This window comes from uncultured Piscinibacter sp., assembly GCF_937952055.1.
Taxonomy (GTDB): Bacteria; Pseudomonadota; Gammaproteobacteria; order Burkholderiales; family Burkholderiaceae_C; genus Piscinibacter.
This window is the reverse complement of sequence record NZ_CALFYO010000032.1, coordinates 17,473-43,744: the sequence shown is the minus strand read 5'-3', so window position 1 is coordinate 43,744 and position 26,272 is coordinate 17,473. Positions and strand designations below refer to the sequence as shown.

At 71.2% G+C, this 26,272-nt stretch carries 26 protein-coding genes and 1 riboswitch; of the genes, 11 read left to right on the top strand and 15 right to left on the bottom strand.

Annotated elements, in window-relative coordinates; genetic code table 11:
* Nucleotides 1-57 precede the first annotated feature (57 nt).
* Nucleotides 58-738, bottom strand: a complete 681-nt coding sequence (rsmG, locus tag Q0599_RS22915; protein WP_298834864.1) for a 16S rRNA (guanine(527)-N(7))-methyltransferase RsmG — start codon at nucleotides 736-738, stop codon at nucleotides 58-60.
* A complete protein-coding gene (gene mnmG, locus Q0599_RS22910) occupies nucleotides 728-2,707 on the bottom strand; it encodes a tRNA uridine-5-carboxymethylaminomethyl(34) synthesis enzyme MnmG (RefSeq protein ID WP_298834861.1) in 1,980 nt (659 codons plus the stop codon). Before mnmG ends, rsmG begins: the two co-directional genes overlap by 11 nt.
* Before the next feature lie 195 nt (nucleotides 2,708-2,902).
* Here mnmG and Q0599_RS22905 point away from each other — a divergent pair, with 195 nt between their 5' ends.
* The 3 genes from Q0599_RS22905 (at nucleotide 2,903) to Q0599_RS22895 (ending at nucleotide 4,125) form a co-directional block, all read left to right on the top strand.
* Nucleotides 2,903-3,160 (top strand): YkgJ family cysteine cluster protein, encoded by a 258-nt coding sequence (locus tag Q0599_RS22905; RefSeq protein ID WP_298834859.1) that lies wholly within the window; start codon nucleotides 2,903-2,905, stop codon nucleotides 3,158-3,160.
* Nucleotides 3,157-3,846, top strand: a complete 690-nt coding sequence (locus Q0599_RS22900; protein WP_298834857.1) for a Crp/Fnr family transcriptional regulator — start codon at nucleotides 3,157-3,159, stop codon at nucleotides 3,844-3,846. Before Q0599_RS22905 ends, Q0599_RS22900 begins: the two co-directional genes overlap by 4 nt.
* A gap of 81 nt (nucleotides 3,847-3,927) precedes the next feature.
* On the top strand, nucleotides 3,928-4,125 hold the full coding sequence (locus Q0599_RS22895) for a DUF2892 domain-containing protein (protein ID WP_298834855.1): 198 nt from the start codon (nucleotides 3,928-3,930) through the stop codon (nucleotides 4,123-4,125).
* Here Q0599_RS22895 and Q0599_RS22890 read toward each other — a convergent pair.
* From Q0599_RS22890 to Q0599_RS22870, 5 genes are read right to left on the bottom strand one after another with little or no spacing between them, the layout of a single operon-like run.
* On the bottom strand, nucleotides 4,094-4,597 hold the full coding sequence (locus Q0599_RS22890) for a GNAT family N-acetyltransferase (protein ID WP_298834853.1): 504 nt from the start codon (nucleotides 4,595-4,597) through the stop codon (nucleotides 4,094-4,096). The genes Q0599_RS22895 and Q0599_RS22890 overlap by 32 nt on opposite strands.
* 22 nt (nucleotides 4,598-4,619) lie before the next feature.
* Nucleotides 4,620-5,789 (bottom strand): ABC transporter permease, encoded by a 1,170-nt coding sequence (locus Q0599_RS22885; protein ID WP_298834851.1) that lies wholly within the window; start codon nucleotides 5,787-5,789, stop codon nucleotides 4,620-4,622.
* Entirely contained in the window at nucleotides 5,786-6,568 is a 783-nt protein-coding gene (locus Q0599_RS22880; RefSeq protein WP_298834849.1) for an ATP-binding cassette domain-containing protein, read from the bottom strand. The genes Q0599_RS22885 and Q0599_RS22880 overlap by 4 nt, the downstream gene beginning before the upstream one ends.
* A complete protein-coding gene (locus Q0599_RS22875; protein ID WP_298834847.1) occupies nucleotides 6,565-8,031 on the bottom strand; it encodes an alpha/beta hydrolase in 1,467 nt (488 codons plus the stop codon). The genes Q0599_RS22880 and Q0599_RS22875 overlap by 4 nt, the downstream gene beginning before the upstream one ends.
* Nucleotides 8,028-8,399 (bottom strand): glutaredoxin, encoded by a 372-nt coding sequence (locus tag Q0599_RS22870; protein WP_298834845.1) that lies wholly within the window; start codon nucleotides 8,397-8,399, stop codon nucleotides 8,028-8,030. Before Q0599_RS22870 ends, Q0599_RS22875 begins: the two co-directional genes overlap by 4 nt.
* Before the next feature lie 165 nt (nucleotides 8,400-8,564).
* Here Q0599_RS22870 and Q0599_RS22865 point away from each other — a divergent pair, with 165 nt between their 5' ends.
* The 3 genes from Q0599_RS22865 to Q0599_RS22855 are packed head-to-tail and all read left to right on the top strand — an operon-like array spanning nucleotide 8,565 to nucleotide 11,510.
* The gene (locus tag Q0599_RS22865) at nucleotides 8,565-9,296 is read left to right on the top strand and encodes an aspartate/glutamate racemase family protein (RefSeq protein WP_298834843.1); all 732 of its coding nucleotides are present in this window, start codon (nucleotides 8,565-8,567) and stop codon (nucleotides 9,294-9,296) included.
* A 37-nt stretch (nucleotides 9,297-9,333) separates the two neighbouring features.
* Nucleotides 9,334-10,728 (top strand): NCS1 family transporter, encoded by a 1,395-nt coding sequence (locus Q0599_RS22860; protein ID WP_298834840.1) that lies wholly within the window; start codon nucleotides 9,334-9,336, stop codon nucleotides 10,726-10,728.
* Between the two features lie 32 nt (nucleotides 10,729-10,760).
* The gene (locus Q0599_RS22855; RefSeq protein ID WP_298834838.1) at nucleotides 10,761-11,510 is read left to right on the top strand and encodes a GntR family transcriptional regulator; all 750 of its coding nucleotides are present in this window, start codon (nucleotides 10,761-10,763) and stop codon (nucleotides 11,508-11,510) included.
* Nucleotides 11,511-11,525: 15 nt separating this feature from the next.
* Here the strand turns inward: Q0599_RS22855 and Q0599_RS22850 are convergent, their stop codons facing one another.
* A complete protein-coding gene (locus Q0599_RS22850; RefSeq protein WP_298834836.1) occupies nucleotides 11,526-12,416 on the bottom strand; it encodes a pirin family protein in 891 nt (296 codons plus the stop codon).
* 129 nt (nucleotides 12,417-12,545) lie between these two features.
* Between Q0599_RS22850 and Q0599_RS22845 the strand changes: the two genes are divergently transcribed.
* Entirely contained in the window at nucleotides 12,546-12,917 is a 372-nt protein-coding gene (locus Q0599_RS22845; RefSeq protein WP_298834834.1) for a hypothetical protein, read from the top strand.
* Between the two features lie 12 nt (nucleotides 12,918-12,929).
* On the opposite strand, the gene Q0599_RS22840 is transcribed toward Q0599_RS22845, so the two are convergent.
* The 7 genes from Q0599_RS22840 to Q0599_RS22810 form a co-directional block, all read right to left on the bottom strand.
* Entirely contained in the window at nucleotides 12,930-14,510 is a 1,581-nt protein-coding gene (locus Q0599_RS22840; RefSeq protein ID WP_298834832.1) for a thioredoxin family protein, read from the bottom strand.
* A gap of 34 nt (nucleotides 14,511-14,544) precedes the next feature.
* Complete coding sequence (locus tag Q0599_RS22835) at nucleotides 14,545-15,423, bottom strand: cobalamin-binding protein (RefSeq protein ID WP_298834830.1); 879 nt, start codon at nucleotides 15,421-15,423, stop codon at nucleotides 14,545-14,547.
* A 6-nt stretch (nucleotides 15,424-15,429) separates the two neighbouring features.
* Nucleotides 15,430-16,212 (bottom strand): ABC transporter ATP-binding protein, encoded by a 783-nt coding sequence (locus tag Q0599_RS22830; RefSeq protein ID WP_298834828.1) that lies wholly within the window; start codon nucleotides 16,210-16,212, stop codon nucleotides 15,430-15,432.
* Nucleotides 16,209-17,210 carry an iron ABC transporter permease gene (locus Q0599_RS22825; protein ID WP_298834826.1) on the bottom strand — a complete coding sequence of 334 codons (1,002 nt, stop codon included), beginning with the start codon at nucleotides 17,208-17,210 and terminating at the stop codon, nucleotides 16,209-16,211. Before Q0599_RS22825 ends, Q0599_RS22830 begins: the two co-directional genes overlap by 4 nt.
* 20 nt (nucleotides 17,211-17,230) lie before the next feature.
* Complete coding sequence (locus Q0599_RS22820; RefSeq protein WP_298834824.1) at nucleotides 17,231-19,069, bottom strand: TonB-dependent receptor; 1,839 nt, start codon at nucleotides 19,067-19,069, stop codon at nucleotides 17,231-17,233.
* A gap of 72 nt (nucleotides 19,070-19,141) precedes the next feature.
* Nucleotides 19,142-19,375: riboswitch (cobalamin riboswitch) on the bottom strand.
* A gap of 17 nt (nucleotides 19,376-19,392) precedes the next feature.
* A complete protein-coding gene (locus Q0599_RS22815) occupies nucleotides 19,393-20,331 on the bottom strand; it encodes a DMT family transporter (RefSeq protein WP_298834823.1) in 939 nt (312 codons plus the stop codon).
* A 109-nt stretch (nucleotides 20,332-20,440) separates the two neighbouring features.
* Complete coding sequence (locus tag Q0599_RS22810) at nucleotides 20,441-21,169, bottom strand: hypothetical protein (protein WP_298834821.1); 729 nt, start codon at nucleotides 21,167-21,169, stop codon at nucleotides 20,441-20,443.
* 88 nt (nucleotides 21,170-21,257) lie between these two features.
* Here Q0599_RS22810 and Q0599_RS22805 point away from each other — a divergent pair, with 88 nt between their 5' ends.
* Genes Q0599_RS22805 through Q0599_RS22790 form a run of 4 tightly spaced genes read left to right on the top strand, consistent with a single transcriptional unit; the run spans nucleotide 21,258 to nucleotide 26,263 of the window.
* The gene (locus tag Q0599_RS22805) at nucleotides 21,258-22,298 is read left to right on the top strand and encodes an efflux RND transporter periplasmic adaptor subunit (RefSeq protein ID WP_298834819.1); all 1,041 of its coding nucleotides are present in this window, start codon (nucleotides 21,258-21,260) and stop codon (nucleotides 22,296-22,298) included.
* Between the two features lie 10 nt (nucleotides 22,299-22,308).
* Nucleotides 22,309-25,560, top strand: coding sequence for an efflux RND transporter permease subunit (locus tag Q0599_RS22800; RefSeq protein ID WP_298834817.1), 3,252 nt, complete (start codon nucleotides 22,309-22,311; stop codon nucleotides 25,558-25,560).
* A gap of 17 nt (nucleotides 25,561-25,577) precedes the next feature.
* Nucleotides 25,578-25,802 carry a DUF2892 domain-containing protein gene (locus tag Q0599_RS22795; RefSeq protein WP_298834815.1) on the top strand — a complete coding sequence of 75 codons (225 nt, stop codon included), beginning with the start codon at nucleotides 25,578-25,580 and terminating at the stop codon, nucleotides 25,800-25,802.
* A 14-nt stretch (nucleotides 25,803-25,816) separates the two neighbouring features.
* A complete protein-coding gene (locus tag Q0599_RS22790) occupies nucleotides 25,817-26,263 on the top strand; it encodes an OsmC family protein (protein ID WP_298834813.1) in 447 nt (148 codons plus the stop codon).
* Nucleotides 26,264-26,272 lie beyond the last annotated feature (9 nt).

Here is a 26,272-nt window from a genome sequence, read left to right as displayed (position 1 = left end):
GGGAAGTAGGGGCCGGAGGCCCAGGAGCAGCGCGGTCCGGATGACCCGGACCGCGAGTCAGGAATGTACCAGCCCCGGCGAGGCCGAAGCCGACTGGCGCATCCAGACGAGGCAGCGTTCCGCGTCCAGGCCGGGGACCTGCAACGGTTCCACGTGAAACACGACCACCCCGGACGGCAGGGCGGCGAGTTCGGCTTCGGGCGTCTTGCCCTTCATCGCCGCCCAGACGCCGCCAGGGACAAGCAGCCGGCGGGTCAGGCTCACGAAGTCCGCCAGCGAAGAGAAGGCCCTCGACGTGACCAGGTCGAACGGCGCCTGCCTCAGCGCCTCGATGCGCGCATGTTCGGCGACGAGATTGCGCAAACCCAGTTCCACCGATACCTGCCGAATGAATGCCGCCTTCTTCCCGACCGCGTCGACGCAGGTCACCGACCAGGCCGGCTCCAGGGCCGCCAGCACCACGCCAGGCAGGCCGCCCCCACTGCCGACATCGAGCAACCGCCTGCCGGCACCGGAGCCGAGATGGCGGCGCAGCGGACCCACGACCGACAGGCAGTCAGCCAAATGCTGCGTCAGCATGTCGCCCGGGTCGCGCACCGCGGTCAGGTTGTAGGTCGCGTTCCAGCGCTGAAGCAACGCGAGGTAGGCGAGCAGGCGATCCGCAGTCGGCTCGTCGAGCCCCACACCGAGCTGGCCGCAGACATCGCCGAGTGCCGCTCGCAGCGCCTCAGGCCGCATCGCTGGCCTGGCCGGCATTGGCGGCAAAGCCCTTGAAGCGGCCCTTGCGCAAGTGAATGAGCAGCAAGGAGATCGCCGCCGGCGTCACGCCGGAGATGCGCGAGGCCTGGCCCAGCGTCTCGGGCCGATGGCGGGCCAGCTTCTGGCGCACCTCGTAGGACAGGGCGGTGACTTGCGAATAGTCCAGCTCGGCCGGCAGCTTCATGCCTTCGTAAGCCGCCGCACGCTGCACTTCGTCGTTCTGCTTGTCGATGTAGCCGGCGTACTTGATGCCGATCTGCACCTGCTCGATGACCGCGTCCGCCAGCCTGTCGCCCAACTCCGCACGCAGCGTTTCACGTGAAACCTTCGCATCGGGCCTGCCGATCGCGGCGACCTCGGCGATCCGGTCGAAATCCAGGCCGGGCCGGCACAGCAAGTCGGCCAGCTTGTACTCGTGCTCGAGCGCCTTGCCGATCAGCCGTTCGGCATCGCTGGCCGGCAGCAGCCCCGGATGCACCCAGGTCGACTTGAGCTTCTCGGTTTCGCGCGCCACGGCATCGCGCTTGCGGCAAAAGGCATCCCAGCGCACGTCGTCGACCAGGCCCATGTGGCGGCCTTCTTCGGTCAGGCGCAGATCGGCGTTGTCCTCACGCAACTGCAGGCGGAACTCCGCCCGGCTGGTGAACATGCGGTAGGGCTCGGTGACCCCCTTGGTGATCAGGTCGTCGACCAGGACGCCAAGGTAGGCCTGATCGCGCCGAGGCAGCCAGGGCGAATCGCCCCGCACCTGCAATGCCGCATTCAGTCCGGCAAACAGGCCCTGCGCCGCCGCCTCCTCGTAGCCCGTGGTGCCGTTGATCTGGCCCGCGAAGAACAAGCCACGGATGGCGCGCGTCTCGAAACTGGACCTCAGCTCGCGCGGGTCGAAGTAGTCGTACTCGATCGCATACCCTGGGCGCAGGATGTGCGCCTTCTCCAGCCCAGTCATCGAGCGCACGGCGGCGATCTGGACATCGAAGGGCAGGGAAGTCGAGATGCCGTTCGGATAGACCTCGTGCGTGCTCAGACCTTCGGGCTCGAGAAAGATCTGGTGAGACTTCTTGTCGGCGAAGCGATTGACCTTGTCCTCGATGCTCGGGCAGTAGCGCGGACCCACGCCTTCGATCACCCCGGTGAACATCGGGCTGCGGTCGAAGCCGGAGCGGATGATCTCGTGCGTGCGCTCGTTGGTGTGGGTGATCCAGCAGGGCAGTTGCCGCGGGTGCATGGCGACATCGCCCAGGAAGCTGAACACCGGCATCGGCGCGCCTGATCCCCGCACGCCGTCGCCGGGCTGCTCGACAAGCCTGGCAAAGTCGATCGAGCGGCCATCGATGCGCGGCGGTGTGCCTGTCTTCAACCGCCCCTGCGGCAATTTCAGTTCCTTCAGCCGCGCCGACAGCGAGATCGACGGCGGGTCGCCCGCGCGGCCGGCCGAGTGGTTCTGCAGGCCCACGTGGATGCGGCCATCGAGGAACGTGCCCGCCGTCAGCACCACCGAGCGAGTACTGAAGCGGATACCCACTTGCGTCACAACCCCCGTTACCTGGTCCCCTTGCACGATCAGGTCGTCACAGGCACCCTGAAAGAGCCACAGGTTGGCCTGGTTCTCGATGCGCCGGCGGATCGCCGCCTTGTAGAGGATGCGGTCGGCCTGCGCACGCGTGGCACGCACGGCGGGGCCCTTGGACCCATTCAGCATGCGGAACTGGATGCCCGCCTCGTCGGTGGCCAGCGCCATCGCGCCACCCAATGCATCGACCTCCTTGACGAGGTGGCCCTTGCCGATCCCGCCGATCGACGGGTTGCAGCTCATCTGGCCCAGCGTTTCGATGTTGTGCGTGAGCAGCAGCGTGGCTGCACCCATGCGGGCCGCGGCCAGCGCCGCCTCGGTGCCGGCATGGCCGCCGCCGACGACAATCACGTCGAAGTCCTTCGGGAACAACATGTCAGTGGTGTCCGGTCGAACCGAAGCCACCCAGGGCCACCGAGGGGGGCCGCGAACGAAGTGAGCTTGGGGGTGCCATCCGGGTGCCTAAATTTTGAGCAAGCCGGCATTGTAGGCAGCGCGGCCGCCACAGTCATCCGGAGGGGTCGTTCGCGCCGGATCGGCTATCGTGCAGCCAAGGAGCCCACGACCGCCATGGACTGCCGCCCGCATTGCGCCGCCTGCTGCATCGCGCCGTCGATCAGCAGCGCCATTCCCGGCATGCCCACCGGCAAGCCGGCCGGCACGCGCTGCGTACAGCTCGACGCCGACCTGCGCTGCGCGATCTTCGGGCGATCCGAGCGACCCGCCGTCTGCCGCTCGCTGCAAGCGTCCGCCGCCATGTGCGGCGACAACCGCGAGCAGGCGATGCGCTGGCTCGGCCACCTGGAAGAAGCGACCCTCCCCCGATGAGCGCCGCGCCCACCCCGGCCGAGCTGTCCCGCCTGTCCGAGCTCTACCCGGCGCTCGCCGAGCTGCCACCCGCGCTGCGCGACGACGCGCTGCAGCGCCAGGCCACTTGGCTTGCCGTGCCAGCCGGCGCGACGCTGTTCGAGGAGCAGTCACCCTGCCAGGGCTTCCCGATGGTTCTCGCCGGCGAGGTGCGCGTGGCGCGCGGTACGCCACAAGGCCGCTCGCTGGAGCTGTACCGGGTCGGCCCGGGCGAGCTGTGCGTGGTCTCCGCCTCCTGCCTGTTCGGTCAGCACCTGCTCAGCGCGCACGGCGCAACCACCGCCCCGACCCGGCTCGCCGTGCTCTCGCCGGCCGCCTTCGACACCTGCTGCGCGCACGAGCCGTTTCGCCGCTATGTCTTCGGCGTCTTCGCCGATCGGCTCGCCGACCTGATGGCGCTCGCCGAGGCGGTGGCCTTCCAGCGCCTCGACCAGCGCCTCGCCTCGGCCCTGCTCGGCCACGGCGAGGTGCTGCATGCCAGCCATCAGACGCTCGCCGACGAGCTCGGCACGGTGCGCGAGATGGTCACGCGGCTGTTGCGCCGCTTCGAGCGCGCCGGCTGGCTGGCCCTGGGACGCGAGCGCATCGAGCTGCGCGACGCTGCCGCGCTGCGACGGCTCGCCGCCGGGGAGAGCCAGGCTGTGTGACCGCAGTCACAGACGTTTGCACCTGCCGCGCCGGACACTGCGCGCACCCCGGCGAGTCTTGCCGGACATCAAGGAGCAGACATGAAGACGAACGAAGGAACCATCGACCGCGCGCTGCGCGTGATCGCCGGCTTGGTGCTGATTGCGCTGGCCGCCACCGGCACGGTGGGCGTGTGGGGCTGGGTCGGCGTGGTGCCGCTGGCCACGGGCCTGATCGGCTGGTGCCCGGCCTACACGCTGTTGGGCATCAGCACCTGCCCGATGAAGGCGTCGAAGTAGTCCCGGCGGGGCGCAGCATCTCCACGTGGGGGATGCCGTCCTCCAGGTATTCATCGCCCACCGTCGCGAAGCCGAAGTCCGCATAGAAGCGGGCGAGGTGGGCCTGCGCGGAGATGCGGATGCCCTGGCCCGGGAAGGCCTCTGCGGTGTGCGCCACGGCCCGGCGCATCAGTTCGCGGCCCAGCCCGGTGCCTCGTGCAGCGGCCGTGGTGACGACGCGGCCGATCGACGGCTCGGCGTATTTCACGCCGGGCTCGACGACCCGCGCGTAGGCCAGCGGCTCGCGTTGCCGCGGCGACCAGGCGGCGAGGTGGAAGGCCCGCTCGTCGGCGCCGTCGGCGTCGAGGTAGACGCAGGCCTGCTCGATCACGAACACCTGTTGACGCGCGCGATAGATGGCCTGCAGCTCTCGCACGTCGAGCGCGTCGAAGCGGCACCAGCGCCAGCGGATCTCCGAAGCGGAATCGTCCATGCCGCGATGATGCCCCTCGCGCTCAGCGCACCGCGGCCCGGCGCAGCACCCGCGCCACGAACCCGACGCCCAGCAGCGCCAGCAGCGCGCACACCGCCAGCGACGCCAGCAGCGGCTCGGCACCGAGCGCATCGCCCTTCAGCACGCGTGTCATCAGCGTGTTCTGCGCCAGCGCCGGCACCCAGAAGTGCCACGGCTCCTCGCCGCCAGGGTTGAGCAGGCCGACCAGCGGCATCAGCGACACGCCCAGCACCACCACCGCCGAGCTCGCCTGCGCTTCCTTGACGCTCTTGCAGCGAATCGCCACGGCCATCAGCAGCGCCGACAGCGCCGCGGCGAAGGGCGCGATGATGGTCACGAACCAGGCCGCTTCGACCCAGCCGAACTGGAACAGGGCCGCCAGGGTGTCGCTGCGCAGCAGCCACTGCGCGGGGATGAAGCTGAAGCAACTCAGCACCGCGATGAGCAGCGCCACCGCCGAGACCGCCGCCCACTTGCCCAACACCACTGCGAGCGGCGACGCCGGGTTCATCAGCAGCGGTTCGAGCGAGCCGCGTTCGCGCTCGCCGGCGGTGCTGTCCAGCGCGGCGTTGAGCGCACCGTAGAGCACCGCCATCAGCACGAAGAAAGGCAGCATGCCGGTGATCTGCGTTCCGCGCGTCTGCGGGCTGGCCAGGTCGCGCTCGTCGAGCCGCACCGGCTCGAGCAGCTCGCCCGACACGCCGCGCAGCGCCAGCGCCAGCGTCGCGCGCTCGCGGTTGAAGCCGGCCACCAGCCCCTGCAGCCGCCCGGCGCCGGCCTCGGCACGCTTGTTGGCGCTGTCGCTGACCAGCACCAGCAGCGGCACCTCGGCGCGCTGCAGCGCCACCTCGAAGTCCTGCGGCAGCACCAGCACCGGGTCGCCGAACTCGGCGCGGCGCAGCTGCGTCTCGTAGTCGGCCGGCGCGTGCTTCACCGCGAAGCCCTGCCGCGCGATGTAGTTGACCAGTGTGGGCGCATGCTCGGCACCGGCCAGCACCACTTCGCGCCGCTCGGCGCGCGACTCGAACGAGGCCACCAGGGCCGACAGCGCCACCAGCACCAGGGGGCCCATCAGCACGCTGGACAGCAGCACCACCATCAGCGTGCGCCGGTCGCGCAGCGCGTCCACCCACTCCTTGGCAAACACCGTCCAGGCCGGCCAGCGCTTCATGCCACCATCCCCGCCACGTCGGCATAGGCGAGCTTCACGAAAGCCTCCTCGAAGTCGCGCGTGCCACAACGTGCGCGCAGCTCGGCCACCGTGCCCTGCGCCACCGTACGTCCCCGCGCGACGACGACGACGCTGTCGCACAGCCGTTCCACCTCCTGCATGATGTGGGTGGAGAAGACGACGCACTTGCCGCCCCCGGCCGGCGAGGCGAGCCACTGCAGCGTCTCGCGCAGCGCACGCGTGGCGATCACGTCCAGGCCGTTGGTCGGCTCGTCGAGCACGATGTTCGCCGGGTCGTGCACCAGCGCCCGCGCCAGCGCCACCTTCATGCGCTCGCCCTGGCTGAAGCCCTCGGTGCGGCGCTCGAGCAGGCCGACGCAGTCGAGCATCTGCGCCAGTGCCTCGGCGCGCGCCTGGGCCTCCTCGTGCGCCATGCCTTGCAGTGCCGAGAAGTAGACGATGTTCTCGCGCGCCGTCAGTCGCGGATAGAGGCCGCGCGCATCGCTGAGCACGCCCATGCGCGCCAGCGCCTCGCGCGGCCGGCTGACCACGTCGATGCCGTCCACCTCCAGGGTGCCGGCATCGGGCTGCATCAGCCCGGCGAGCATGCGCAGCGTGGTCGTCTTGCCCGCGCCGTTGGGGCCGAGCAAGCCGGTGATGCGGCCGTCGACGGCATTGAGTCCGACCTCGCGCACCGCCAGCACCGGTGCGGCTCGCGCGCCGAACAGTCGCGGGCGCGGCGCCGCGAAGGTCTTGGCCAGGCGTTCGATGCGGATCACTCGGTCGGCTCCGGCAGCGGCGGCACGAAGGCCGGAGGACGCGGCATCGCCGTGGCACAGCTGGCGTCGAGCGCCAGCGCCTGGTCGTCCGCGGGGGTGTCGAGAAATCGAAAGAGCAGGTCGGGCACGCAGCCGCTGCCGAGCAGGCCATGGCCGGCCTGCGGCACGACCACGTGGCGCGCCTGCGTCCCCAGCGCCGCGGCCATCCGCTCGGCGTGGCGCGGCGGCGTGGCCGGGTCGATGCCCCCGCTGAGCAGCAGCACCGGCGTCGCGGAGGCGCCGATGCGGTAGAAAGCCTCGGGCACCGCACCGCGCGGCCAGTTCGCACAGGCGCGCTCGTACAAGGGCGCGAGGCCGCTGCCGAAGTCGCGCGTCGGCGTGGAAGCCGAGGCCGCGACGCGCGGCGCATCCTCGGCGCAGACCACCGAGAAGTGCATGCCGGTGTACAGGCGCGGCGCGCCGCGCCGCGACAAGGCCCCGGCCAGCGCGGACAACGCCTCGTAGCGCCCCTGCGCGGCCGCGGTGATCGTTGCCGGCAGCGCCGCAGCGAGAACAGGCACGTACAGCGGCGCGCGTACCGCGCCGAGCAGCAGGTCGCGCGTCAGCCTGAACGACGCGGGCCGGCCACTCAGCGGGTCGGCCACCGTCACGTCGCGCGGCAGCGAGGCGAGCAGGCTGTCCCATGCCTGACGCAGCGTCGGCCACTCGCGCGCGCAGGCCGCTTCGGCAGCGCAAGCGGCGAACAGGGCATCGAGCGCCGCCTGCGCATCGGCCGCCGCACTGACCGGCAGCACCATGTCCGGCGGCGCCACGCCGTCGAGCACGCTGCGCCGCAGCGCCTGCGGGAATTGCCGCTGGTACTCCAGCGCCGCGCGCGTGCCGTAGGAGGCACCGACGAGGTTGATGCGTTCGGCGCCGATCGCCTGGCGCACCGCGTCGAGGTCCTGCATCGCCAGCGTGGTGGTGAAGAAGCCGAGGTCGGCGGCCTCCTTCACGTGGGGCAGCTTCAGCAACCGCTCCTTGCACGCTGCCAGACGACGCAGCTGTGCTTCGGTGTCGGCAGCCGCACCCAACCCCGCCTCGCGCGGCTCGGCGCAGTCCAGCGGCGCTGAACGCCCGGTGCCGCGCTGGTCGACGAAGACGATGTCGCGGCGGTTGTTGAGCCGCGAGAACACCGGCATCACCGCCGGCGCGAGCGAGATGGCACTCTGGCCGGGGCCACCGGCAAGCAGGAACACCGGGTCGGGCAGCTTGCGCCGTGCCAGCGCCGGCACGACGACGTAGTGCACGTCGATGCGCGTGCCGTCGGGGCGCGTCGGATCCAGCGGCCGCGCGACCGAACCGCACTGCACCTCGTGCACCAGGCCGTCGATGCGGCAAGGCTGTGCCGCCCCCGCCCCCGCCTGCGCCGACGCCGCGACCGCGGCCAGCGCGAGCGTCACCGTGTGGCAGCGGACGCTCACGGCTCGCCGAGGAAGCGCATCAGTTCCCCGCTGTCCAGCAGACGCTGCAGGTCGCTGGCGCCGCCGATCAGCACGCCCTTGGCGAACACCATCGGGAAGGTCGGCCAGCCGGTCCACATCTTCAGCACGTTGCGCCGCCGCCAGCCGCCGAAGTAGCTGCCGAACTCGAGGTACTGATGCGCCAGGCCGGCCGCATCGAGCAGCTTGCGCGCGCGGCGCACGTGCGGGTTGCCGGACATGCCGACGACGAGCAGCCGGTTCGAGGCCGCCGCCGCCTGCACGTTGTGGACGATGTCGGCATGCAGGTTGGCGACCTTGTCGCGGATCGCCGGATGCAACCGGCTCTCTTCCAGGATGCTGCGGGGCATGGATTGCGTCTCGAGCGGAAAGCGCGGAGGTTAGCGCAGGCGGCCACGCCCTAGGGTTTCCACGGAGCATGCCGAGCGTGACAAGCTGCGAATCGAATCCTAAGATTGCATACAACTTTAGGGCGCAATGCACCTGACCTCCCCAACCACCCAACCGCCGCCGCCATGCAGATCCGCGTCATCAACCCCAACACCACCGCCGCCATGACCGAGACGATCGGTGCAGCGGCGCGCCGCGTCGCTGCCCCCGGCACGCGCATCGTCGCCACCCATCCGGCCAGCGGGCCGGCCTCCATCGAGAGCCACTTCGACGAGGCGATCGCCGCCGTCGGGGTGCTCGAGGAGGTACGAGCCGGCGAGCGCGACCGCGCCGATGCCTACGTCATCGCCTGCTTCGGCGACCCTGGCCTGCTCGCCGCGCGCGAGCTGACCCGCGCACCGGTGATCGGCATCGCCGAGGCGGCTTTCCACTTGGCCACGATGATCGCCACGCGCTTCTCGGTCGTCACCACGCTGGGGCGCACGTCCATCATCGCCGAGCACCTGCTGGCACAGTACGGCTTCGCCCACCACTGCCGGCGCGTGCGCGCGGCGGAGATTCCGGTGCTCGACCTGGAGCACGACGCGGACGCCGCGCTGCGCCGCATCGTCGAGGAATCCCGGCGCGCCAAGGCGGAGGACGGCATCGGCGCGATCGTGCTCGGCTGCGGCGGCATGGCCGACCTGACGGAGACCATCGCCGAGGCGGTCGGACTGCCCGTCGTCGAAGGCGTCACCGCCGCGGTCAAGCTGGCCGAGTCACTGGTCGCGCTGCGACTTCACACCAGCAAGCACGGCGACCTCGCTTTCCCGCGGCCCAAGGCCTTCACCGGCACGTTCGCGCAGCTCGGCGCTTGAACGCATCCCCAACCCAGTGCAGCATGAGGAGACAAGCATGAGTACCCACGACGACAAGGCCGCCGGCGAGGAATCGCTGGCGCCGCAACAGACCCGCATCATGGACCGATGGTCCTACCTGCTCGCCTGGCTGGGCGGCTGCGTGTCCATCGGCACCTTCGCGATGGGCTCCAGCCTGGTCGGCCAGCTCAACATGCTGCAGGCGGTCACGGCCATCGCGATCGGCTGCTTCGTCATCGGCGTCGCGCTGGCGATCAACGGCGCGGCGGGCCACAAGTACGGCATCCCGTTCATGGTCCAGGCCCGCAGTGCCTTCGGCTTCGCCGGCACGCGCTTCCCCGGCTTCGTGCGCGCCATCCCCGCGGTCGTCTGGTTCGGCTTCCAGAGCTGGATCGGCGCCGGCGCGCTGAACGCGGTGTCCGCCACGCTGTTCGGCTTCGACAACCTGGTGTTCTTCTTCATCGCCTTCCAGCTGCTGCAGATCGCCCTGTCCGTCTACGGCTTCAAGGGCATCAAGTGGCTGGAGAACGTCGGCAGCGTGTTCATCATCGCCTCGCTGATCTACATGTTCTGGGCCGTGATCACCAAGTACGGCGGTGCCATCGACGCGAAGATCACCAGCATCGAGGGAACCTGGGGGCTGCCGTTCTGGGGCGCGACCATGCTCTTCCTCGGCATCTACAGCACCATGATGCTCAACGTCAGCGACTACTCGCGCGAACTGCACCGCGACGTGCGCCCCGCACCTCTGACGCTGATCTACTCGATGTCGATCCTGCCGGCGACCATCTTCATGGGCCTGATCGGCCTGATGGTCTCGGGCGCCACCGGCACCGCCGACCCGATCGCCGTGTTCTCCAGCGCCGTCGACAACAAGCCCCTGCTGGTCACCACGCTGCTGTTCATCGCCTTCGCGCAGGTCACCACCAACGTGCTGAACAACGTCGTGCCGCCGGCCTACGTGCTGATGGACGTGTTCAAGCTGTCGTTCAAGAAGTCGGCGGTGCTCGTCGGCCTGCTCGCCTTCGCCACTTTTCCGTGGGTGCTGGTGAAGGACGAGTCCGCCGCCGGGCTGCAGATCTTCGTGCAGACCTATTCGGCCTTCCTCGGCCCGATCTTCGCGGTGCTGGTGGTCGACTACTACCTGCTGCGCCGCCGCACGCTCGACCTCGGCCGCCTGTACGACGCCGACGGGCCCTACCGCGGCATCAACTGGGGCGGCATCGTGGCCTCGCTGGTCGGCGCCGCGGTCGCTCTCTCGCTGCCGGCGATCTCCTGGTACGCCAGCCTGCTGCCCGCCGGCCTCACCTACTGGCTGCTGATGAAGCACTGGGCGCCGTGCCGCCGCTTCCTCGACGACGTCGACACCGCCCTACCGCAGGTCGCCGGCCGCGGCACGGCGCACGGTCTGCGACCGGCCGCGCACCGCTGAGACCCGGCACGGGGGGTGCCTAGAATGCGGGCATGCCCCGTCCGCCCCGCGCGATGAAGAGCGCCGACCCCAACGCCCCGGAGAGCGCCAGCGACTCCGCCAGCGACCGGGGTCCCAGCGTCGAACACATCGCGCAGGACATCGCCACTGCCATCATCGAGAAGCGCCTCCCGCCCGGCACCTGGCTGCGCGAGGAGGCGCTCGGCCGTGTCTACGCGGTCAGCCGCACGAAGATCCGCGGCGCGCTGCTGATGCTCGCCAAGGACAAGCTGGTGGAAACGGTGCCCGACAAGGGCAGCTTCGTCAGCAAGCCCAGCGTGCAAGAGGCGCGCGAAGTGTTCTCGGTGCGCCGCCTGCTGGAGAGCGAAGTGGTGCGCCTGTTCTGCGCCCGCGCCACCGCCGCCGATTACGAGCGACTCGAGCAGCACGTGCGCATCGAGCGCTCCACGCTGCGCGGCCCCTCGCCCGGCAGCGTGCGCGAGCGGCTGCTTGGCGACTTCCACGTCGTGCTGGCCGAGGCCTGCGGCCACCGCGTGCTCGCCGAACTGGTGGCCGAGCAGGTCGCGCGCAGTTCGCTCATCGCGATGCTCTACCAGTCGAGCAACGACCCGCACTGCTCGTCCGACGAGCATGCAGACTTCCTCGCGCTGTGCCGCCGCGGCGACGTGGAGGCGGCGGTGCGCAGCATGGTCGGGCACCTCAGCCGGGTCGAGTCCAGCCTGCGCCTCGACCAGGACGCGCCGGACCGTCAGCTCGACCTCGTCAAGGCGCTGCTGACCTGAGCGACGCCGCTCGCCTCAGGTGGCGAGCACGCCGCGCTGGAAGTCCACCATCGCCTGCTGCAGCTCCTGCATCGTGTTCATCACGAAGGGGCCGTACTGCGCGATCGGCTCACGCAGCGGCGCTCCGGCGACGAACAGGATCTGTGCCGCTTCCCCGCCCGCCGGCGCGCTGAAGCGCACGCCGTCGCTGTGCGGGTCGTTGCGCAGGATGGCCATGTGCTCGCTGGCCACCGGCGAACCGCCGATCTCCACCGCCACGCCGCCGTACACGTAGGCGAAGGCGTTGTGCCCCGCAGGCACCGGCAGGTCGAGCGTCTGCCCGGCGGGCAGCACGATGTCCAGCACCAGCGGCTCGGTGGTCGGACGGATCACCGCCCCGTCGACCCCGTGCGTGCTACCGGCAATCACGCGCACGGCGGCGCCGCCCTCCAGCACGAACGCCGGCACCCGGTCCGGCGGCACGTCGCGGTAGGCCGGCGGCTGCATCTTGTCGCGGGCGGCAAGATTCACCCACAGCTGGAATCCAGCCATGCGCCCCTCCTCCTGCTCGGGCATCTCCGAGTGGATGATGCCGCGCCCGGCGGTCATCCACTGCACGCTGCCCGGCTCGAGCAAGCCGGTGTTGCCCACGCTGTCGCCATGGCGCATGCGCCCGGCCTTCATGATCGTCACCGTCTCGAAGCCGCGGTGCGGATGGTCAGGAAAGCCGCCGATGTAGTCGCTCGCCGAGTCGCTGCCGAAGGCGTCGAGCATCAGGAAGGGGTCGAGCCGCTGCTGCAGCGGCTGCGTGAGAACGCGGGTGAGCTTGACCCCGGCGCCGTCCGAGGTGGGCTGGCCGCGCACCAGGCGCTCGATGCCGCGCGAGCGGGCAATGGAAACCGCAGAGGCGAAGACGGTCGTGTTCATGGTTTGAATGTAGTGGCCGTCCGCCGACCACGCGAGTCAGCGGAATTGCACGCGGCGCTGAATCATCTTGCATGCGCCGCGCCCGTGCGGCTGTAATGACCCCGCCGCCACCGCCGACCGACGCCACCCATGAAGCATCCGACCGCCGCCCTTCTCCTCGCCGCCCTGGCCGCGTTGCACGCTGCCGCGCGCGCCGACGCCCCGCCATCGGGCCGCTACGACGGCCGGTTTTGCGTGACCGTCGGCGACGCCGCCGCCGAGTGCGGGCCCGCCCAGGTCCAGGTGCAGCGCCGGCGGCGACTGAACGTTCGCATCAGCGACATCGTCTACCAGCTCACCCTGCACAGCAGCCAGCTCGACGTCGTGCTCATGCACGGCACCATGCAGATCGACGGCTTCTTCGCAAACTACGAGTGGCACGGCAACGCGCTGCAGTTCTTCGACCAGGAGAAGCGCACCCGCTACGAGTTGCACCTGGCGCCGCGGACCGGCTCACGCTGACGCGCTGCCGCCTCAGGTCGCCGGGCCCGGCCTGAGCACGCCCTCGCAGAGCGTGCGCGCTTCGCCGCGCGGCAGCCTGGCGCAGACCACGTCGAGGCGCTGCTGCAGCCGGCGCTGCATGGCGGCATGCTCGCCCATCGCGTCCCAGTCGCGCAGCAGCTTGCCGATGCGCTGCATCGAGCGGCCGCTGCGCGCGTCGAAGGCATCGGGCTGTGCGGCCGCTTCGTCGATCAGCTGCTCCGCCACGGACTCGATGCGCGCCGCGTCTTCCGGTGCCAGTTCGGTCAGCAGGCGCAAGTGGCTGGCGCCCCATTGAAGCCTGGTCGACGTGCCCTCGCTCCTCTCGAACGCCTGGGCGGACCAGTCCAGCGCCGCGGCGTTGTCACCGCGCTTCTTCGCGTTGTCGGCCAGGTCGCTCATCAGGTAGTAGGGCGAATGGCTCTTCGCCAGGTTGGCCTTCAGCAAGGCATCCGAATCGTTCATCAGGCCGGCCTGCTCGAGCGCCCAGGCGGCCGTGGTGATCACCGCCTGGCGCTCGTAGCCGTCGCTGATCTCGCGGTCGAAGCGCGTCGCCATCTCGCGCACCTCGGCCTGCAGTGCCTGCGGCACGTCGGGCTGCGCCAACCGGACCCGCGCGACCAGTGCCACCAGGCGGTCGGCACGCGACAGCGTGGCGTCGGCCTGCAGCCGGGCCAGTGCCGTGTCATAGGCGGCGACCAGCGAGCGCCGCTGCGCCGACCCGGGCGCGGAGAGCGCGGCGACGATCGGCCGCGCGTTCAGCGCCAGCACGTCGACGTGGCGGCGTGCCGAGGCCGCATCGCCCAGCAGCCCCAGCACCGGCGCGCTCTGCGCCGCCGCGTCCGGCGCTGGCGCGGCCTTCGCCTCGACGGCCGCCAGCGCCTTCAGGCGCAGGCGCATCGCACTGTCCGCGAAAGCCGGCGGGCAGGCCTGCGCGAGCTCGCGCAGCAGTGGCCCGGCGCCGCCCGCGCCGACGAGTTGCTGCTGGTCGGTCTCCCAAGCGTAGTAGGCGAGCAGCCGCCAGTCCGATTCCGTCAGCCCTTGGCCGCCGGCCCGCGCCAGCGCCAGCAGTTCGCCGGCCGGACGCCGCGCGGAAAGCGCCAGCGTCAGCACCTCGTGGTACTGCTGCGCGTCCACCTCGCCGGGCAGGCGTGTCACCTCGCGGCCATCGCGGTCGAACAGCACCGTGGTCGGGTAGCCGCGCACCGCGAAGCGCGTGCCGAGCTTCTGCGCGCCGGGCTTGTCGCCGTCGACATAGACCGCCACGAAGGCGCGCGAGCGCTCGATGAAGTCCTGGCGGTTGAAGAGCGTGGCCTGCAGCTGGTTGCAGGGCGGGCACCACTTGGCGCCCCAGTAGACGAACACCGGTTTGGCCTCGGCCCTGGCACGGGCGAAGGCGGCATCGACCTCGACGTCGGTGGCGGCGCGCAGCCAGGCGACGCCGCCGTCGGCGGGCGCCGGATTCGCCGCGCTCGCCACCGGCGGCGACGCCGGCGGCAGGGGCTCGCGCTTCGAGCAGGCGCTCAGCGCGGCCGCGGCCAGTACCGCCAGGGCGATCGATGCGACATGGTCCATGGGCACTCCCGCAACTGCGATCCAGTGTGCCGCATCAGGGCGCGCGCCGCACGCCGTCGAGCTTCTCGCACAGGTCGCGGATGCCCTCGACGATGCGGTCCGACGAGCGGTGCAACGTGTCCGAGTCGACCACGAGCAGCGCGCCGTGCCGCGTCGCCCTGAGCTGGCCGAAGCGCCGCCAGGTGTCCAGGCCGTCGGGCCCGTCGCGGCCGGCACGCCCGGTGACGATGACATCCGGGTCGATGGCCACCACCGCTTCCTCGCTGACCGTCGGCGTGAGCGGCGCGAGCGCCGCAAACACGTTGCGCGCGCCGCACAGCGCGAGGCCCTCGCTGATCAGGTGGCGGCCATTGACGGTGAGCAGCGGCCGGTGCCAGATCTGATAGAAGACCCGCAGCGGCGGCCGGCCGGCATGACGCTCGCGCAGCGCGCCCAGCTCGGCCTCGAAGCGATCGGCGCGCGCGTTCGCTGCAGCCTCCGTGCCGGCCAGCCGGCCGAAGCGGCGCAGCGTGCCGGCGATGTCGGCCAGCGTGCCGAGCTCGCTGGCGTAGACCGGGATGCCCAGCGTGGCCAGTCGCTGCAGCTGCTGGGGCGAATTGCCGTCGCGCCAGACCACCAGCAGGTCGGGCTTGAGCGCGACGATGCGCTCGAGGTCGAGCATCGCGCTGTCGCCCACGCGCGGCAGCGCCTTCGCCGCCTCCGGGAAGTCGCTGTAGGCGCCTACGCCGACCACGGCGCCGCCGGCGCCCGCGGCGAACAGCAGCTCGGTGAGGTGCGGCGCGAGGCTGACGATGCGCCGCGCCGGGCCCGAGAGGGTGATCGTCGCGCCACCGTCGTCTCGCACCTGCACGGCCGACCAGGCCACAGGGCCGCTCAGGATCAGCGAGGCGATGAGCAGGGCGCGGCGCAGCATGGTCGGTCAATCGGCGACGAAGACATGGCGGTTGCCGTAGCGCTCACTGGCCACCGGATGGCCGAAGGCGGCGCTGAGCACCACCTCGTTCATCGTCGACTCCGCCGGGCCCTGGTGCATCAGCGCGCCGGGCCCGAGCACCAGCGCATGCGTGGCGAAGCGCGCCGCCAGGTTGAGGTCGTGGATAGACATGACGATCGCCCGGCCGCGTTCACGCGCGAGGCGGCGCAGGTGGTCGAGCACGGTGACCTGGTGATGCAGGTCGAGGTGGGCCACCGGCTCGTCGAGCAGCAGCAGCGGCGGATCCTGCGTCAGCAGTGCAGCCAGGCCGACGCGCTGGCGCTCGCCGCCGGACAGCGTGGTGACGTCGTGGTCGGCGAACGCATCCAGGTCCATGGCATGCAGCGCCGCCTCGGCCGTGCGCCGGTCGGCAGCGCTTTCCCAAGCCCAGCGGCCCAGATGCGGGTGGCGGCCGAGCAGCACCACGTCGAGCACCGCGGCACTGAAGGCGTCGTGCTGCGTCTGCGGCAGCAGGCCGCGCTGGCGCGCCAGCTCGCCGGGCGGCCAATCGGCCAGCGACTTGCCCTTCAAGGCAATGTGCCCCGCCTGCGCCGGCCGCAAGCCGGCCAGCGTGTGCAGCAGCGTCGTCTTGCCGCTGCCGTTCGGGCCCATCACGCACCACAGGTCGCCGCGGTGCACCTGCAGGTCGAGCGACTCGATCAACGTGCGGGTGCCGGCATCGACCTTCAGGCCCTGCGTCTCGAGCAGCAGCCTGGAGGAGCCGCTCATCGCCGCCCTCCCCGGTGCAGCAGCAGCACGATGAAGGTCGGCACGCCCAGCAGCGCGGTGATCACGCCCACCGGCAGCTGCTGCGGCGCGACGACGGTGCGCGCCAGCGTGTCGGCCAGCAGCAGCAGCGTGCCGCCGGCCAGCGCGCAGGCCGGCAGCAGCGTCCGCTGGTCGTTGCCCATCAGCAGCCGCAAGGCATGGGGCACGACCAGGCCGACGAAGCCGATCGCGCCGCCGGTGGTCACCGCGATCGCCGTGGCCAGCGAGGCCAGCACATAGACATGCCGGCGCAGCCGCACCACCGGCACGCCCAGCGCCTGCGCGCTGGCTGCGCCGCCCAGCAGCACGTTCAGTTCGCGCGCCAGTGGCCAGCTCAGCAGCAGCAGGCCGCCGAGCACCACGATCGGCCAACCCGCCGCCTCGCTGCCACCCAGGTCGCCGGCCAGCCAGAACAGCATGCCGCGCAGCCTGGCCTCGGGCGCCAGCATCAGCATCAGCGTGATCACCGCCGACCACAGCGCCGCCAGCATCACGCCGGTGAGCAGCAGGCGAGGCGCGCTGTCCAGCCGAGCCGTGGTGTCCAGTCGCGAGAGGTCGCGTTGCGCCAGCGCGAAGACGAGCACGATGGTGAGCAGCGCACCGGCGAAGGCGCCGGCCTGCACCAGCCAGGCGCTGCCGGCGATCAGCAGCGCGAGCAGCGCGCCCACCGACGCCCCGCCCGAGACGCCCAGCACGTAGGGATCGGCCAGCGGATTGCGCAGCAGCACCTGCATCAGCGCACCGGCCACCGCGAGCAACCCGCCGACGCCGAACGCAGCCAGCGCGCGCGGCAGACGCAGGCCGTGCAGCACCAGCGCGGCACTGCTGCCGTCGGGTTGCAGCAGCAGGTGCAGCAACTCGGCCGGAGGCAGCAGCACGCTGCCGCTGGCCAGCGCGAGCAGCCCCGCCGCCGCGGCCGCCACGGCCAGCAGCAGCCAGAGTCGCAGCGCACGGGCCATGGCGGGGTCGTCCTCGTCGACTACAGGTCGGAATAGGCCAGCGACACGAACAGGTTGCGGCCGGGCGTGTTGTAGCCCTGCACCAGCTCGTAGCGCTTGTCCCCCGCATTGTTGAGCCGCGCCGACAGCGTCCAGCGTGGGGCGACGAACCATGCGGCGTTCAGGTTCAGCAGCCCGTAACCGCCCATGCGCGAATCCTGGCTGTTGCTCGCCGCGCCGAAGCGGTCGCCGCTGACCACCCATTCGACGCCGGCACGCCACGCCCCGGGTGTCGCGCTCAGGCTCGCGCTGCCGAACCGGCGCGCGCGGCGCACGAGGCGATCGCCGGTGTCGGCGTCCTCGGCGTCCTGGTGGGTGAGCTCGCCGCGCGCCGTCCACATCCCCTCGCGCCACGCGGCGTCGAGCGTCGCGCCGCGGATGCGCGCGCGGTTCACGTTGACCACCGTGGTGAAGCTCGGGTCGACGGCGATGAGGTCGCGCACCCGGCTGGCGAACACCACCAGCCCGCCCTGCAGCGCGCCGCCGTCGTGGCGCAAGGCGAGCTCGGCGCTACGTGCGCGCTCGGGTTTCAGGTCGGGGTTGCCGGAGAAACCGAACGACAGCGGGTAGTACAGGTCGTTGAAACTCGGCGCCTTGAAGGCCGTGCCGAGGCTCGCCGACGCTCGCCACTGCGGCGTGAATTTGATCCCGTAGGCGAGCTTGCCGGTGCCGTGGCCGCCGAACTGCGAATCGTCGTCGTGGCGGGCCGAGGCCTCGACGAGGTGGTCGCCGAGCCGCGCGGTGTAGCCGGCGAAGAGGCCGCGGAAGCTGCGCGTCGTGGTCGTGAAGGCGGTATCGCTGGTCACCTTCTCGCGCCGCCAGTCCAGCCCAGCCACCCATTGCCCGCCGAGCGCGACCACGTCGTTCTGCCAGGTGGCCTGGTCCTGGTCGGTGTCGAAGAAGCCGGGAAAGCCGCCCTCGGTGCGGATGTGGTCGGCACCGCGCGCCAGCCGCAGCAGGCTGCGCCAGTTCACGTCCAGCCGGTTGCGGCTCTCCAGCGCGACGCTGGACAGGCGCTGGCGGTTCACGTCGTCGGTGCCGGGTCCGGCGTCGAACTCGGTGCGGCCGCGGCTGCTCATGCCGCGAAAGGCCAGGCTCTGGCCGTCGGCCCAGTCGTGGTCGAGGTGCACGCCGAGGTTGGCATTGCGGTAGCCGTCGTCGTCGGGGTCGAAGGAGAAGGTGTTCGTCGGCTTGGTGGCCGAGAAGGAGTCCGATTCGCGCCAGCCCGCCTGCAGCGACAGCCGCGTGGTGCCGAACTTCCGCCCCAGCCCGGCGCTGGCGTCGCGCGTGCCCCAGCGCCCCGCGCCGACGCTGGCCTCGGTGCGGTCGGCGCTGCCCTGCTTGGTGAAGACCTGGATCACGCCGCCGATCGCGTCGGCGCCGTACAGGCTGCTGCCCACGCCGCGCAGGATCTCGATGCGCTCGATCTGTGCGAGCGGCAGATGCTCGAAGGCGTTGGTGCCGGTGGTGGCGGAGTTGACGCGCACGCCGTCGACGAGCAGCACGACGTGGCCGGCGTTGCTGCCGCGCAGGAAGATGCCGGACACCTGGCCCGGCCCGCCGTTGGCGCTGATCTCGACGCCGCCGCGAAGCTGCAGCAGTTCGGTCAGTGTCATCGGCCCGGCGTTGGCGATGGCATCGGCGTCGATGACGCGCAGGTCGGCCAGCACGGTGTCGATCGGCTGCGGCGTGCGGGTGGCGGTGACGACCACCGGCTGCAGCGTCTGCGGCTCGGCGGCAAGGGTCGCGAAGGGAAGCGTGGAAGAGACGAGCAGGCCCAGGCCGCGCAAGGCGCGAGGGCGACGGCGGGAAGCGATCATCGCGTGGACTCCAAGCAGCCAGCGTCCCCGCAGGCTGCGTTGTTGGCAAGATCCGATGACCCGAGGGGACACCGGCGGCTGCGCTTGGCAGGCCGGTATCCGGGCTCGCGGGTCGGTGCGATGGGCGTCGCGCCGCGGCCATCGCCTTCCCACGGAGCGCGTCCGCAGTGGCACTGAGATGGTCGTGTACCCGCTTACCGGTGCGGGGGCAGCGCAGGCTTGGGCGTTCTCTCGGACGCAGCACCTGCTTCCCGTTTAACGACCGGTCGAGGATCGACCGGAAGCACCTGAAGCCCGCGCATCATAGCCGGGCAGGCGTTCGTTCAATCCACCGGTGGCACCGAGTCGCGCACCAGATCGGGTCGCGATCTCGAGGCGAACTGCGCCAGCGCCACCCCGGCCAGCGTGATCGCCGCGCCGGCGAGCTTGATGGCGGTGTAGCGCTCGCCGGTGACCGCCCAGGCGACCAGCGCGGCCACCGGCGGCATCAGGTACATCAGCGGCGCGGTGCGGGCCACGCCACGAACCGCGTTGACCCAGCCCCACACCATCCAGCCGAGGAAGGCCGCGATCAGCACCGCGTAGAGCGTGCCCAGCCAGATCATCGGCTTGACGCTGCCCCAGTCCACCTGCAGCCCGGCGGCGGCGCTGATGGCCACCACCGGCGCGCTGCCCAGCAGCGTGCCGTAGGTCATCACCACCACGCCGCCGTGGCGCTCGATGAGCGGTTTGGCGGCCACGGTGTAATAGGAGAAGAACGAGGCGGCGACGAGCAGCGTGAGGTCGCCGCCGCTGGCCTGCCACTGGGCGCCGAGCAGCTTGTCGGAGAGGAACACGAGCACGCCCACCACGGCCAGCGCGACGCCGGCCACCTGCGCGCGCGTGAGCTGCTCGGTGCCATGCCAGCGCAGGATGAGCAGCGTGAACACCGGGCCCATGGCAAGGATCAGCGAGCTGGAGAAGGCGGTCGACCAGTGGATGCCGTAGGTCACCAGACCCACATGCAGCAGGTGGCCCGCCACGCCGAGCTTGAGCAGAGCGAGCAGCTCGCGGCGCGGCAGCCGTGGCCAGCGCGTGCCGAAGTGCGCGAGCAACAGCACCGCCGCCGCCACCGGCATGATCAGGTAGCGCACGAACAGGAAGCCGCCAGGCGAGAGCGCGGCGAACACCTCCTTCTGCACGCTGAAGTTGGCGCCCCAGGCGACGATCAGCGCGAGCGCGGCCCACAGGGCCGCACGCTCCCGCGCGGCGTGTTCGCTCATGACCGCCCCCCGTCCGGCAAGCACGTCCGACGCTTCCCCCAGGCGATGCGGGCCGGCACGCGCACCACCCGGCGCGCGGCTTGCCGCGCCGAGCCTGCCGCCGACCGCCTCACGCTGCGTCCCTCAACCAGGCCTGCGCCTCGCCGTCGAGCCCCGGCTCGGCATTGGTGCGCGCCAGTGCCATCCAGGTCGCCAGCGGCAGCCGCAACGCTCGCTTGGGCGCTGGCCGCGCCACGTCCAGCGTGCCGTCGGCGCAGGCGAACATGACGCCGAACTCCGGCGGCAGTTCCCCCGGCTCGGCGATGCCTTCCTTCAGCACATACCAGCACTGGCTGGACATCGCGAGGTAGGCGTGGCGCTTGTGCGGGTGGCGCAGGTCCGACAGCAGGTCGGCGCGCGTGACCTTGATCTCGTGCGCGGCGGGTTCCAGCCAGTCCTCCACCGTGGTGTGGCGGATCGAAAACACATCCGGCAGGGCCATCACCCAGCGGCCCGCGCCGCCGTCGGCGGACTCGTCGACATGGGCGCGCAGCGCCAAGCCGCGCCAGGCCATGCGCCCGGCGCGTGTCATCTCGCGCGCCACCCGCTCGACCAGCGCCTCGTGGGCTTCGCGCCGGGCCCGGTTGCGCTGCAGCGTACCGGCCAGCACGGCCACGCCGGCGTCGGTGACGCGCAGCGTCTCGTGGCCGCTGCCGTGACGCACCCGCTCGAGCAGGCCGGCAGCGAGCAGTTCGGCCTCGATCAGGTCCTGGCAGGGCCAGCCGGCGGAGCGCCAGATCTCGCGCAGCCGCCGCTGGTGCACCGGCGAGACATTGACGGAAAGGGTAGCCACGGCCATGTCGCAAGCGTAGCCTGAATGTCCTCCCGGCTTGCGCCGTATACCCACCAGGGTATATACTCCACCCCGTATGTCGTACCCCCTTGCCATGAAGCCACTCCTTGCATTTCTCGCGGCGGCGCTGATCGCGGCGGGCGCTGCCCAGGCGGCCCCCGAGATCGTCGTGCCCACGGTCGCCGTCTCCGCCACCACCGCCGGCGGCGTCGCCGATCTGGACGCCGTGCTGCAGCCGGTGCGCCAGGCCACGATCACCGCGCAGGTCGGCGGCAACGTGCTGGCGCTGCGCGTCAAGGCGGGTGACAGCGTCAAGCGCGGCCAGCCGCTGGTGCGCATCGACGACCGCGACACCCGCGCCGGCGTGGCGCGCAGCGACGCCGCGGTGACGCAGGCCGAGGCCGAGTCGCGCAACGCCGAGGTGGCGCTGAACCGCAGCCGCGACCTGCTGAAGAGCGGCTTCGTCAGCCAGGCCGCGGTGGACAGCGCCGACACGCAGTACCGCGCCGCCAAGGCCGGCCTGGACCAGGCGCGCGCCGCGCGCACCCAGGCGGCGGTGGCGCAGGGCAACGCTGAAGTGCTGGCGCCCTACGACGCGGTGGTTACGGCCACCCATGTCGAGACCGGCGACCTTGCCCTGCCCGGCCGCGCCCTCGTCACGCTCTACGAACCCGGCCGCATGCGCGCCGTGGTGCAGGTGCCCGCCTCGCGTGCCACGGCGGTGTCCGCCGCCAAGGACGTGCAGGTGCTGCTGCCCGACGGGCGCAGCCTGAAACCGATCGCCCGCGAACTGCTGCCCGCCGCCGACCCGGTGTCGCAGACGGTGGAATGGCGGCTCGACCTGCCGGCCGAAGCGAACACCACCCGCCCGGGCCAGACGATCCGCGTGCTCGCCGCCGGCCTGCCCGCGGCCGCCGCCGGCCCGCGGCCGAGCATTCCCGCGCAGGCGGTGCTGCGCCGCGGAGAGCTGACGGCCGTTTACGTCGCCAGGCCGGAGGGTTTCGTGCTGCGCACGGTGCGCGTCGGCCCGGCGGTGGCCGGCCAGGTGGAGGTGTTCGCGGGCCTGGCGGCCGGCGAGCGCGTCGCCGCCGATCCGGTGCGCGCCGGCCTGCAAGGCGCGCGCGCCGCGCAATGAGGGTGAAGCCGTGAGCGCATCGCCCCAGACCGCCCTCGGCGTCTCCGGCCGCCTCGCGCGGGTCTTCCAGACCCATGCGCTGACGCCGCTGCTGGCCCTCGTCGCACTGCTGCTCGGCGCGTTCGCCGTGCTTGTCACGCCGCGCGAGGAGGAGCCGCAGATCAACGTGACGATGGCCAACGTGCTCATCGCCTTCCCCGGCGCCTCCAGCGCCGACGTGCAGAACATGGTGGCGCGGCCGGCCGAGCAGGTGCTCGGCCAGATCGCCGGCATAGAGCACACCTACTCCGTCGCGCGGCCCGGCCTGGCAGTGATGACGGTGCAGTTCAAGGTCGGCGTGCCGCGCACCGAGGCGCTGGTGCGCCTGTACGACGTGCTCAACGCCAACCAGGACTGGCTGCCCGCCCACCTCGGCGTGCTGCCGCCGGTGGTCAAGCCCAAGGGCATCGACGACGTGCCGGTGCTCGCGGTGACGCTGTGGACGCGCGACGGCACGCCCGCGGCGGAACTGGAGCGCGTCGCGCACACCATGGAGGCCGAGCTCAAGCGCGTGCCCGGCGCGCGCGAGGTGCAGTCGATCGGCGGCCCCGGCCGCGCCGTGAACGTCTGGCTGGACCCGGGCCGCCTGCGCGAACGCGGCATCGACATCGCGCGGCTGCAGGCCACGCTGGCCGGCGCGAACCAAGCCATGCCGTCCGGCGCGGTCATCGACGAGAAGTCGGTCGGGCCGCGAATGCTGACGGTGGAGACTGGCGAGTTCATCCGCTCGGCCGCCCAGGTCGGCGAGCTGATCGTCGGCGTCAGCAACGGCAAGCCGGTGCGGTTGTCGGAAGTGGCGCGCATCGAGGACGGCGCCAGGCTCGCGGCGCGCTACGTCTGGTTCACGCCGGGCGCCGCCGCCTCCGATGCCGCCGCCGGCCAGGTGCAGCCCGCGATCACGCTGACCGTCACGAAGAAGCCGGGCGAGAACGCGGTGGACGTGGCGCGCGCCGCGCGCGCGCAGCTCGACGAGCTGCGCAACACCGTGCTGCCGCAGGGCATCGAGGCGACGGTGACACGCGACTACGGCGAGACGGCCGCCGAAAAGGCCAACAAGCTGATCCAGAAGCTGGCCTTCGCCACCGGCTCGGTGATCCTGCTCGTCGGCCTGGCGCTCGGCCGGCGCGAGGCGGTCATCGTCGGCGCGGCGGTGATCCTCACGCTGACGGTGACGCTGTTCGCCTCCTGGGCCTGGGGCTTCACGCTCAACCGGGTGTCGCTGTTCGCGCTGATCTTCTCCATCGGCATCCTGGTCGACGACGCCATCGTCGTCGTCGAGAACATCCACCGCCACCAGCAGCTCGATCCGGGCAAGCCCCTGCTGGAGATCATCCCGGCCGCGGTCGACGAGGTCGGTGGCCCGACCATCCTGGCCACGCTGACGGTGATCGCCGCGCTGCTGCCGATGGCCTTCGTCTCGGGCCTGATGGGCCCCTACATGAGCCCGATCCCGATCAACTCCAGCCTCGGCATGGCCCTGTCGCTGGCGATCGCCTTCACGGTGACGCCCTGGCTGGCACTGAAGCTGATGAAGCCGCATGCCGCCGGCCACGGCGCGCCGGCCGACGCGCACGCGACGACCCGGCTGCAGCGCGTGTTCACGCGCGTGCTGCTGCCCCTGCTCGACAGCGCGCGCAAGCGCTGGCTGCTGCTGGCCGGCATCCTCGCGGCGCTGATGCTGTCGGTCGGCCTCACGCTCGTGCAGTGGGTGGTGCTGAAGATGCTGCCCTTCGACAACAAGAGCGAGTTCCAGGTCGTGCTGGAGATGCCGGCCGGCACGCCGCTGGAGCAGACCGCCGCCACGCTGCAGGAGCTCGGCGCGCATCTGGCACGCCAGCCCGAGGTGCGCGATCTGCAGGGCTACGCCGGCACCGCCAGCCCGATCACCTTCAACGGCCTGGTGCGCCAGTACTACCTTCGTGCCGACGCCGAGCAGGGCGACCTGCAGGTCAACCTGGTCGACAAGGCGCACCGCCACGATCAGAGCCACGCCATCGCGCAGCGCCTGCGCCCGGCGCTGGACGCGATCGCGGCGAAGTACAGCGCGCGCCTGAAGGTGGTGGAAGTGCCGCCGGGGCCGCCAGTGCTCGCCCCGCTGGTCGCCGAGATCTACGGCCCCGACGAAGCCGGCCGCGTGAAGGTCGCCGAGCGCGTCGTCAAGGCGTTCGGCGACACCGCGCACATCGTCGGCATCGACAGCACGCTGACCGCCGACGCACCGCGCGCCTGGCTGCGCATCAACCGCCAGCGCGCCGAGACGCTGGGTATCCCGGTGGCCACGATCGCGCAGACGGTCAACGCCGCGCTGTCCGGCGCCGACACCGCCTACCTGCACGACGGCCAGAGCAAGTACCCGGTGCCGGTGCGGCTGCAACTGCCCGCCGAGCAGCAGATCGGGCTCGACGCCCTGCTCGCGCTGCCGCTGCGTGCGGGGAACGGCCAGCTGGTGCCGCTGTCCGAACTGGTGCGCGTCGAGCGCGGCGTGATCGACAAGCCGCGCTACACCAAGGACCTGCAGCCGGTGTCCTACGTGATGGGCGACGTTGGCGAGCACGCCGTGGTCGGCGACGAGCGCTCGCTGGTCGACTCGCCGCTGTACGGCCTGTTTGCCATCCGCGCCAAGCTCGCCGACGAAGGGCTGGGCGAGTACTGGATCAGGCAGCCCAGCGACCCGTTCCGCCAGTACGCCGTCAAGTGGGACGGCGAGTGGCAGATCACCTACGAGACCTTCCGCGACATGGGTGCGGCCTACGGCGTCGGCCTGATCCTGATCTACCTGCTGGTGGTGGCGCAGTTCCGCAGCTACCTCACCCCGCTGGTCATCATGGCGCCGATCCCGCTGACCATCATCGGCGTGATGCCCGGCCACGCACTGCTCGGCGCACAGTTCACCGCCACGTCGATGATCGGCATGATCGCGCTGGCCGGCATCATCGTGCGCAACTCCATCCTGCTGGTCGACTTCATCGAGCTGCAGACGGCGCAGGGTCTGGCCTTCAAGGACGCGGTGGTCAGCTCCGCCGCGGTGCGCGCGCAGCCGATCGCGCTCACCGGGCTGGCCGCGATGATCGGCGCCTTCTTCATCCTCGACGACCCGATCTTCAACGGCCTCGCCGTGTCGCTGATCTTCGGCATCTTCGTCTCCACCCTGCTGACGCTGGTCGTCATCCCGGTGCTCTATTACGCGCTGTACCGCAAGCGCTTCGAATCCTCACCCACCTGAACCTCAAGGAGTTCCTCATGACCATCGAACGTGCGATCCGCATCATGGCCGGCTTCTTCGTCATGCTCTCGCTGGCGCTCGGCGTCGAAGCCAGCCCGATCTTCGTCAGCAAGTGGTTCCTCGCCTTCACCGCCTTCGTCGGCCTGAACCTGTTCCAGTCCGGCTTCACCGGCTTCTGCCCGCCGAGCTTCCTGCTGCGCAAGCTCGGCATGAAGGAAGAAGGCACGGCCTGCTCCCGCTGACCCAGGATCCGATCATGTCCGCAGAGCATGTCACCGTCCGCCTGGCCCAGCGCCACGACTACCAGTTCGAGGTGCAGTTCGGCGGCAGCGTGCCTGCGCTCCTGTCGGACGAGCCGCCACCACTCGGCCAGGGCCTGGGGCCCTCGCCGGTGCAACTGCTCGCGTCCGCCGTGGGCAACTGCCTGTCGGATTCGCTGCTGTTTGCCTTCGCCAAGTACAAGCAGCACCCGGAACCGCTGCAGTGCGAGGTCACGGCCGAAGTCGGGCGCAACGCCGAAGGCAGGCTGCGCGTGCTCGCCATGCAGGCGACCCTGACGCTGGGCGTGCCGGCCGAGGCGCTCGAGCACCTGGAGCGTGTGCTCACCTCTTTCGAGGCCTATTGCACCGTCACGCAGAGCATTGCGCAAGGCATCGCGGTGCGCGTCAGCGTGCTCGATGCCCAGGGCGCGGTGCTGAAGTAGCCCGACCCG

What these genes read in the sequence shown, in the direction of transcription:
- Q0599_RS22805 (WP_298834819.1), top strand. Translation starts at nt 21,258, where the DNA reads ATGAAGCCACTCCTTGCATTTCTCGCGGCGGCGCTGATCGCGGCGGGC.
- Q0599_RS22830 (WP_298834828.1), bottom strand. Translation starts at nt 16,212, where the DNA reads ATGAGCGGCTCCTCCAGGCTGCTGCTCGAGACGCAGGGCCTGAAGGTC.
- Q0599_RS22835 (WP_298834830.1), bottom strand. Translation starts at nt 15,423, where the DNA reads ATGCTGCGCCGCGCCCTGCTCATCGCCTCGCTGATCCTGAGCGGCCCT.
- Q0599_RS22810 (WP_298834821.1), bottom strand. Translation starts at nt 21,169, where the DNA reads ATGGCCGTGGCTACCCTTTCCGTCAATGTCTCGCCGGTGCACCAGCGG.
- Q0599_RS22795 (WP_298834815.1), top strand. Translation starts at nt 25,578, where the DNA reads ATGACCATCGAACGTGCGATCCGCATCATGGCCGGCTTCTTCGTCATG.
- Q0599_RS22905 (WP_298834859.1), top strand. Translation starts at nt 2,903, where the DNA reads ATGGACTGCCGCCCGCATTGCGCCGCCTGCTGCATCGCGCCGTCGATC.
- Q0599_RS22850 (WP_298834836.1), bottom strand. Translation starts at nt 12,416, where the DNA reads ATGAACACGACCGTCTTCGCCTCTGCGGTTTCCATTGCCCGCTCGCGC.
- Q0599_RS22895 (WP_298834855.1), top strand. Translation starts at nt 3,928, where the DNA reads ATGAAGACGAACGAAGGAACCATCGACCGCGCGCTGCGCGTGATCGCC.
- Q0599_RS22855 (WP_298834838.1), top strand. Translation starts at nt 10,761, where the DNA reads ATGCCCCGTCCGCCCCGCGCGATGAAGAGCGCCGACCCCAACGCCCCG.
- Q0599_RS22885 (WP_298834851.1), bottom strand. Translation starts at nt 5,789, where the DNA reads ATGAAGCGCTGGCCGGCCTGGACGGTGTTTGCCAAGGAGTGGGTGGAC.
- Q0599_RS22900 (WP_298834857.1), top strand. Translation starts at nt 3,157, where the DNA reads ATGAGCGCCGCGCCCACCCCGGCCGAGCTGTCCCGCCTGTCCGAGCTC.
- Q0599_RS22860 (WP_298834840.1), top strand. Translation starts at nt 9,334, where the DNA reads ATGAGTACCCACGACGACAAGGCCGCCGGCGAGGAATCGCTGGCGCCG.
- Q0599_RS22815 (WP_298834823.1), bottom strand. Translation starts at nt 20,331, where the DNA reads ATGAGCGAACACGCCGCGCGGGAGCGTGCGGCCCTGTGGGCCGCGCTC.
- Q0599_RS22890 (WP_298834853.1), bottom strand. Translation starts at nt 4,597, where the DNA reads ATGGACGATTCCGCTTCGGAGATCCGCTGGCGCTGGTGCCGCTTCGAC.
- Q0599_RS22825 (WP_298834826.1), bottom strand. Translation starts at nt 17,210, where the DNA reads ATGGCCCGTGCGCTGCGACTCTGGCTGCTGCTGGCCGTGGCGGCCGCG.
- Q0599_RS22790 (WP_298834813.1), top strand. Translation starts at nt 25,817, where the DNA reads ATGTCCGCAGAGCATGTCACCGTCCGCCTGGCCCAGCGCCACGACTAC.
- rsmG (WP_298834864.1), bottom strand. Translation starts at nt 738, where the DNA reads ATGCGGCCTGAGGCGCTGCGAGCGGCACTCGGCGATGTCTGCGGCCAG.
- Q0599_RS22870 (WP_298834845.1), bottom strand. Translation starts at nt 8,399, where the DNA reads ATGCCCCGCAGCATCCTGGAAGAGAGCCGGTTGCATCCGGCGATCCGC.
- Q0599_RS22865 (WP_298834843.1), top strand. Translation starts at nt 8,565, where the DNA reads ATGCAGATCCGCGTCATCAACCCCAACACCACCGCCGCCATGACCGAG.
- Q0599_RS22845 (WP_298834834.1), top strand. Translation starts at nt 12,546, where the DNA reads ATGAAGCATCCGACCGCCGCCCTTCTCCTCGCCGCCCTGGCCGCGTTG.
- Q0599_RS22840 (WP_298834832.1), bottom strand. Translation starts at nt 14,510, where the DNA reads ATGGACCATGTCGCATCGATCGCCCTGGCGGTACTGGCCGCGGCCGCG.
- mnmG (WP_298834861.1), bottom strand. Translation starts at nt 2,707, where the DNA reads ATGTTGTTCCCGAAGGACTTCGACGTGATTGTCGTCGGCGGCGGCCAT.
- Q0599_RS22820 (WP_298834824.1), bottom strand. Translation starts at nt 19,069, where the DNA reads ATGATCGCTTCCCGCCGTCGCCCTCGCGCCTTGCGCGGCCTGGGCCTG.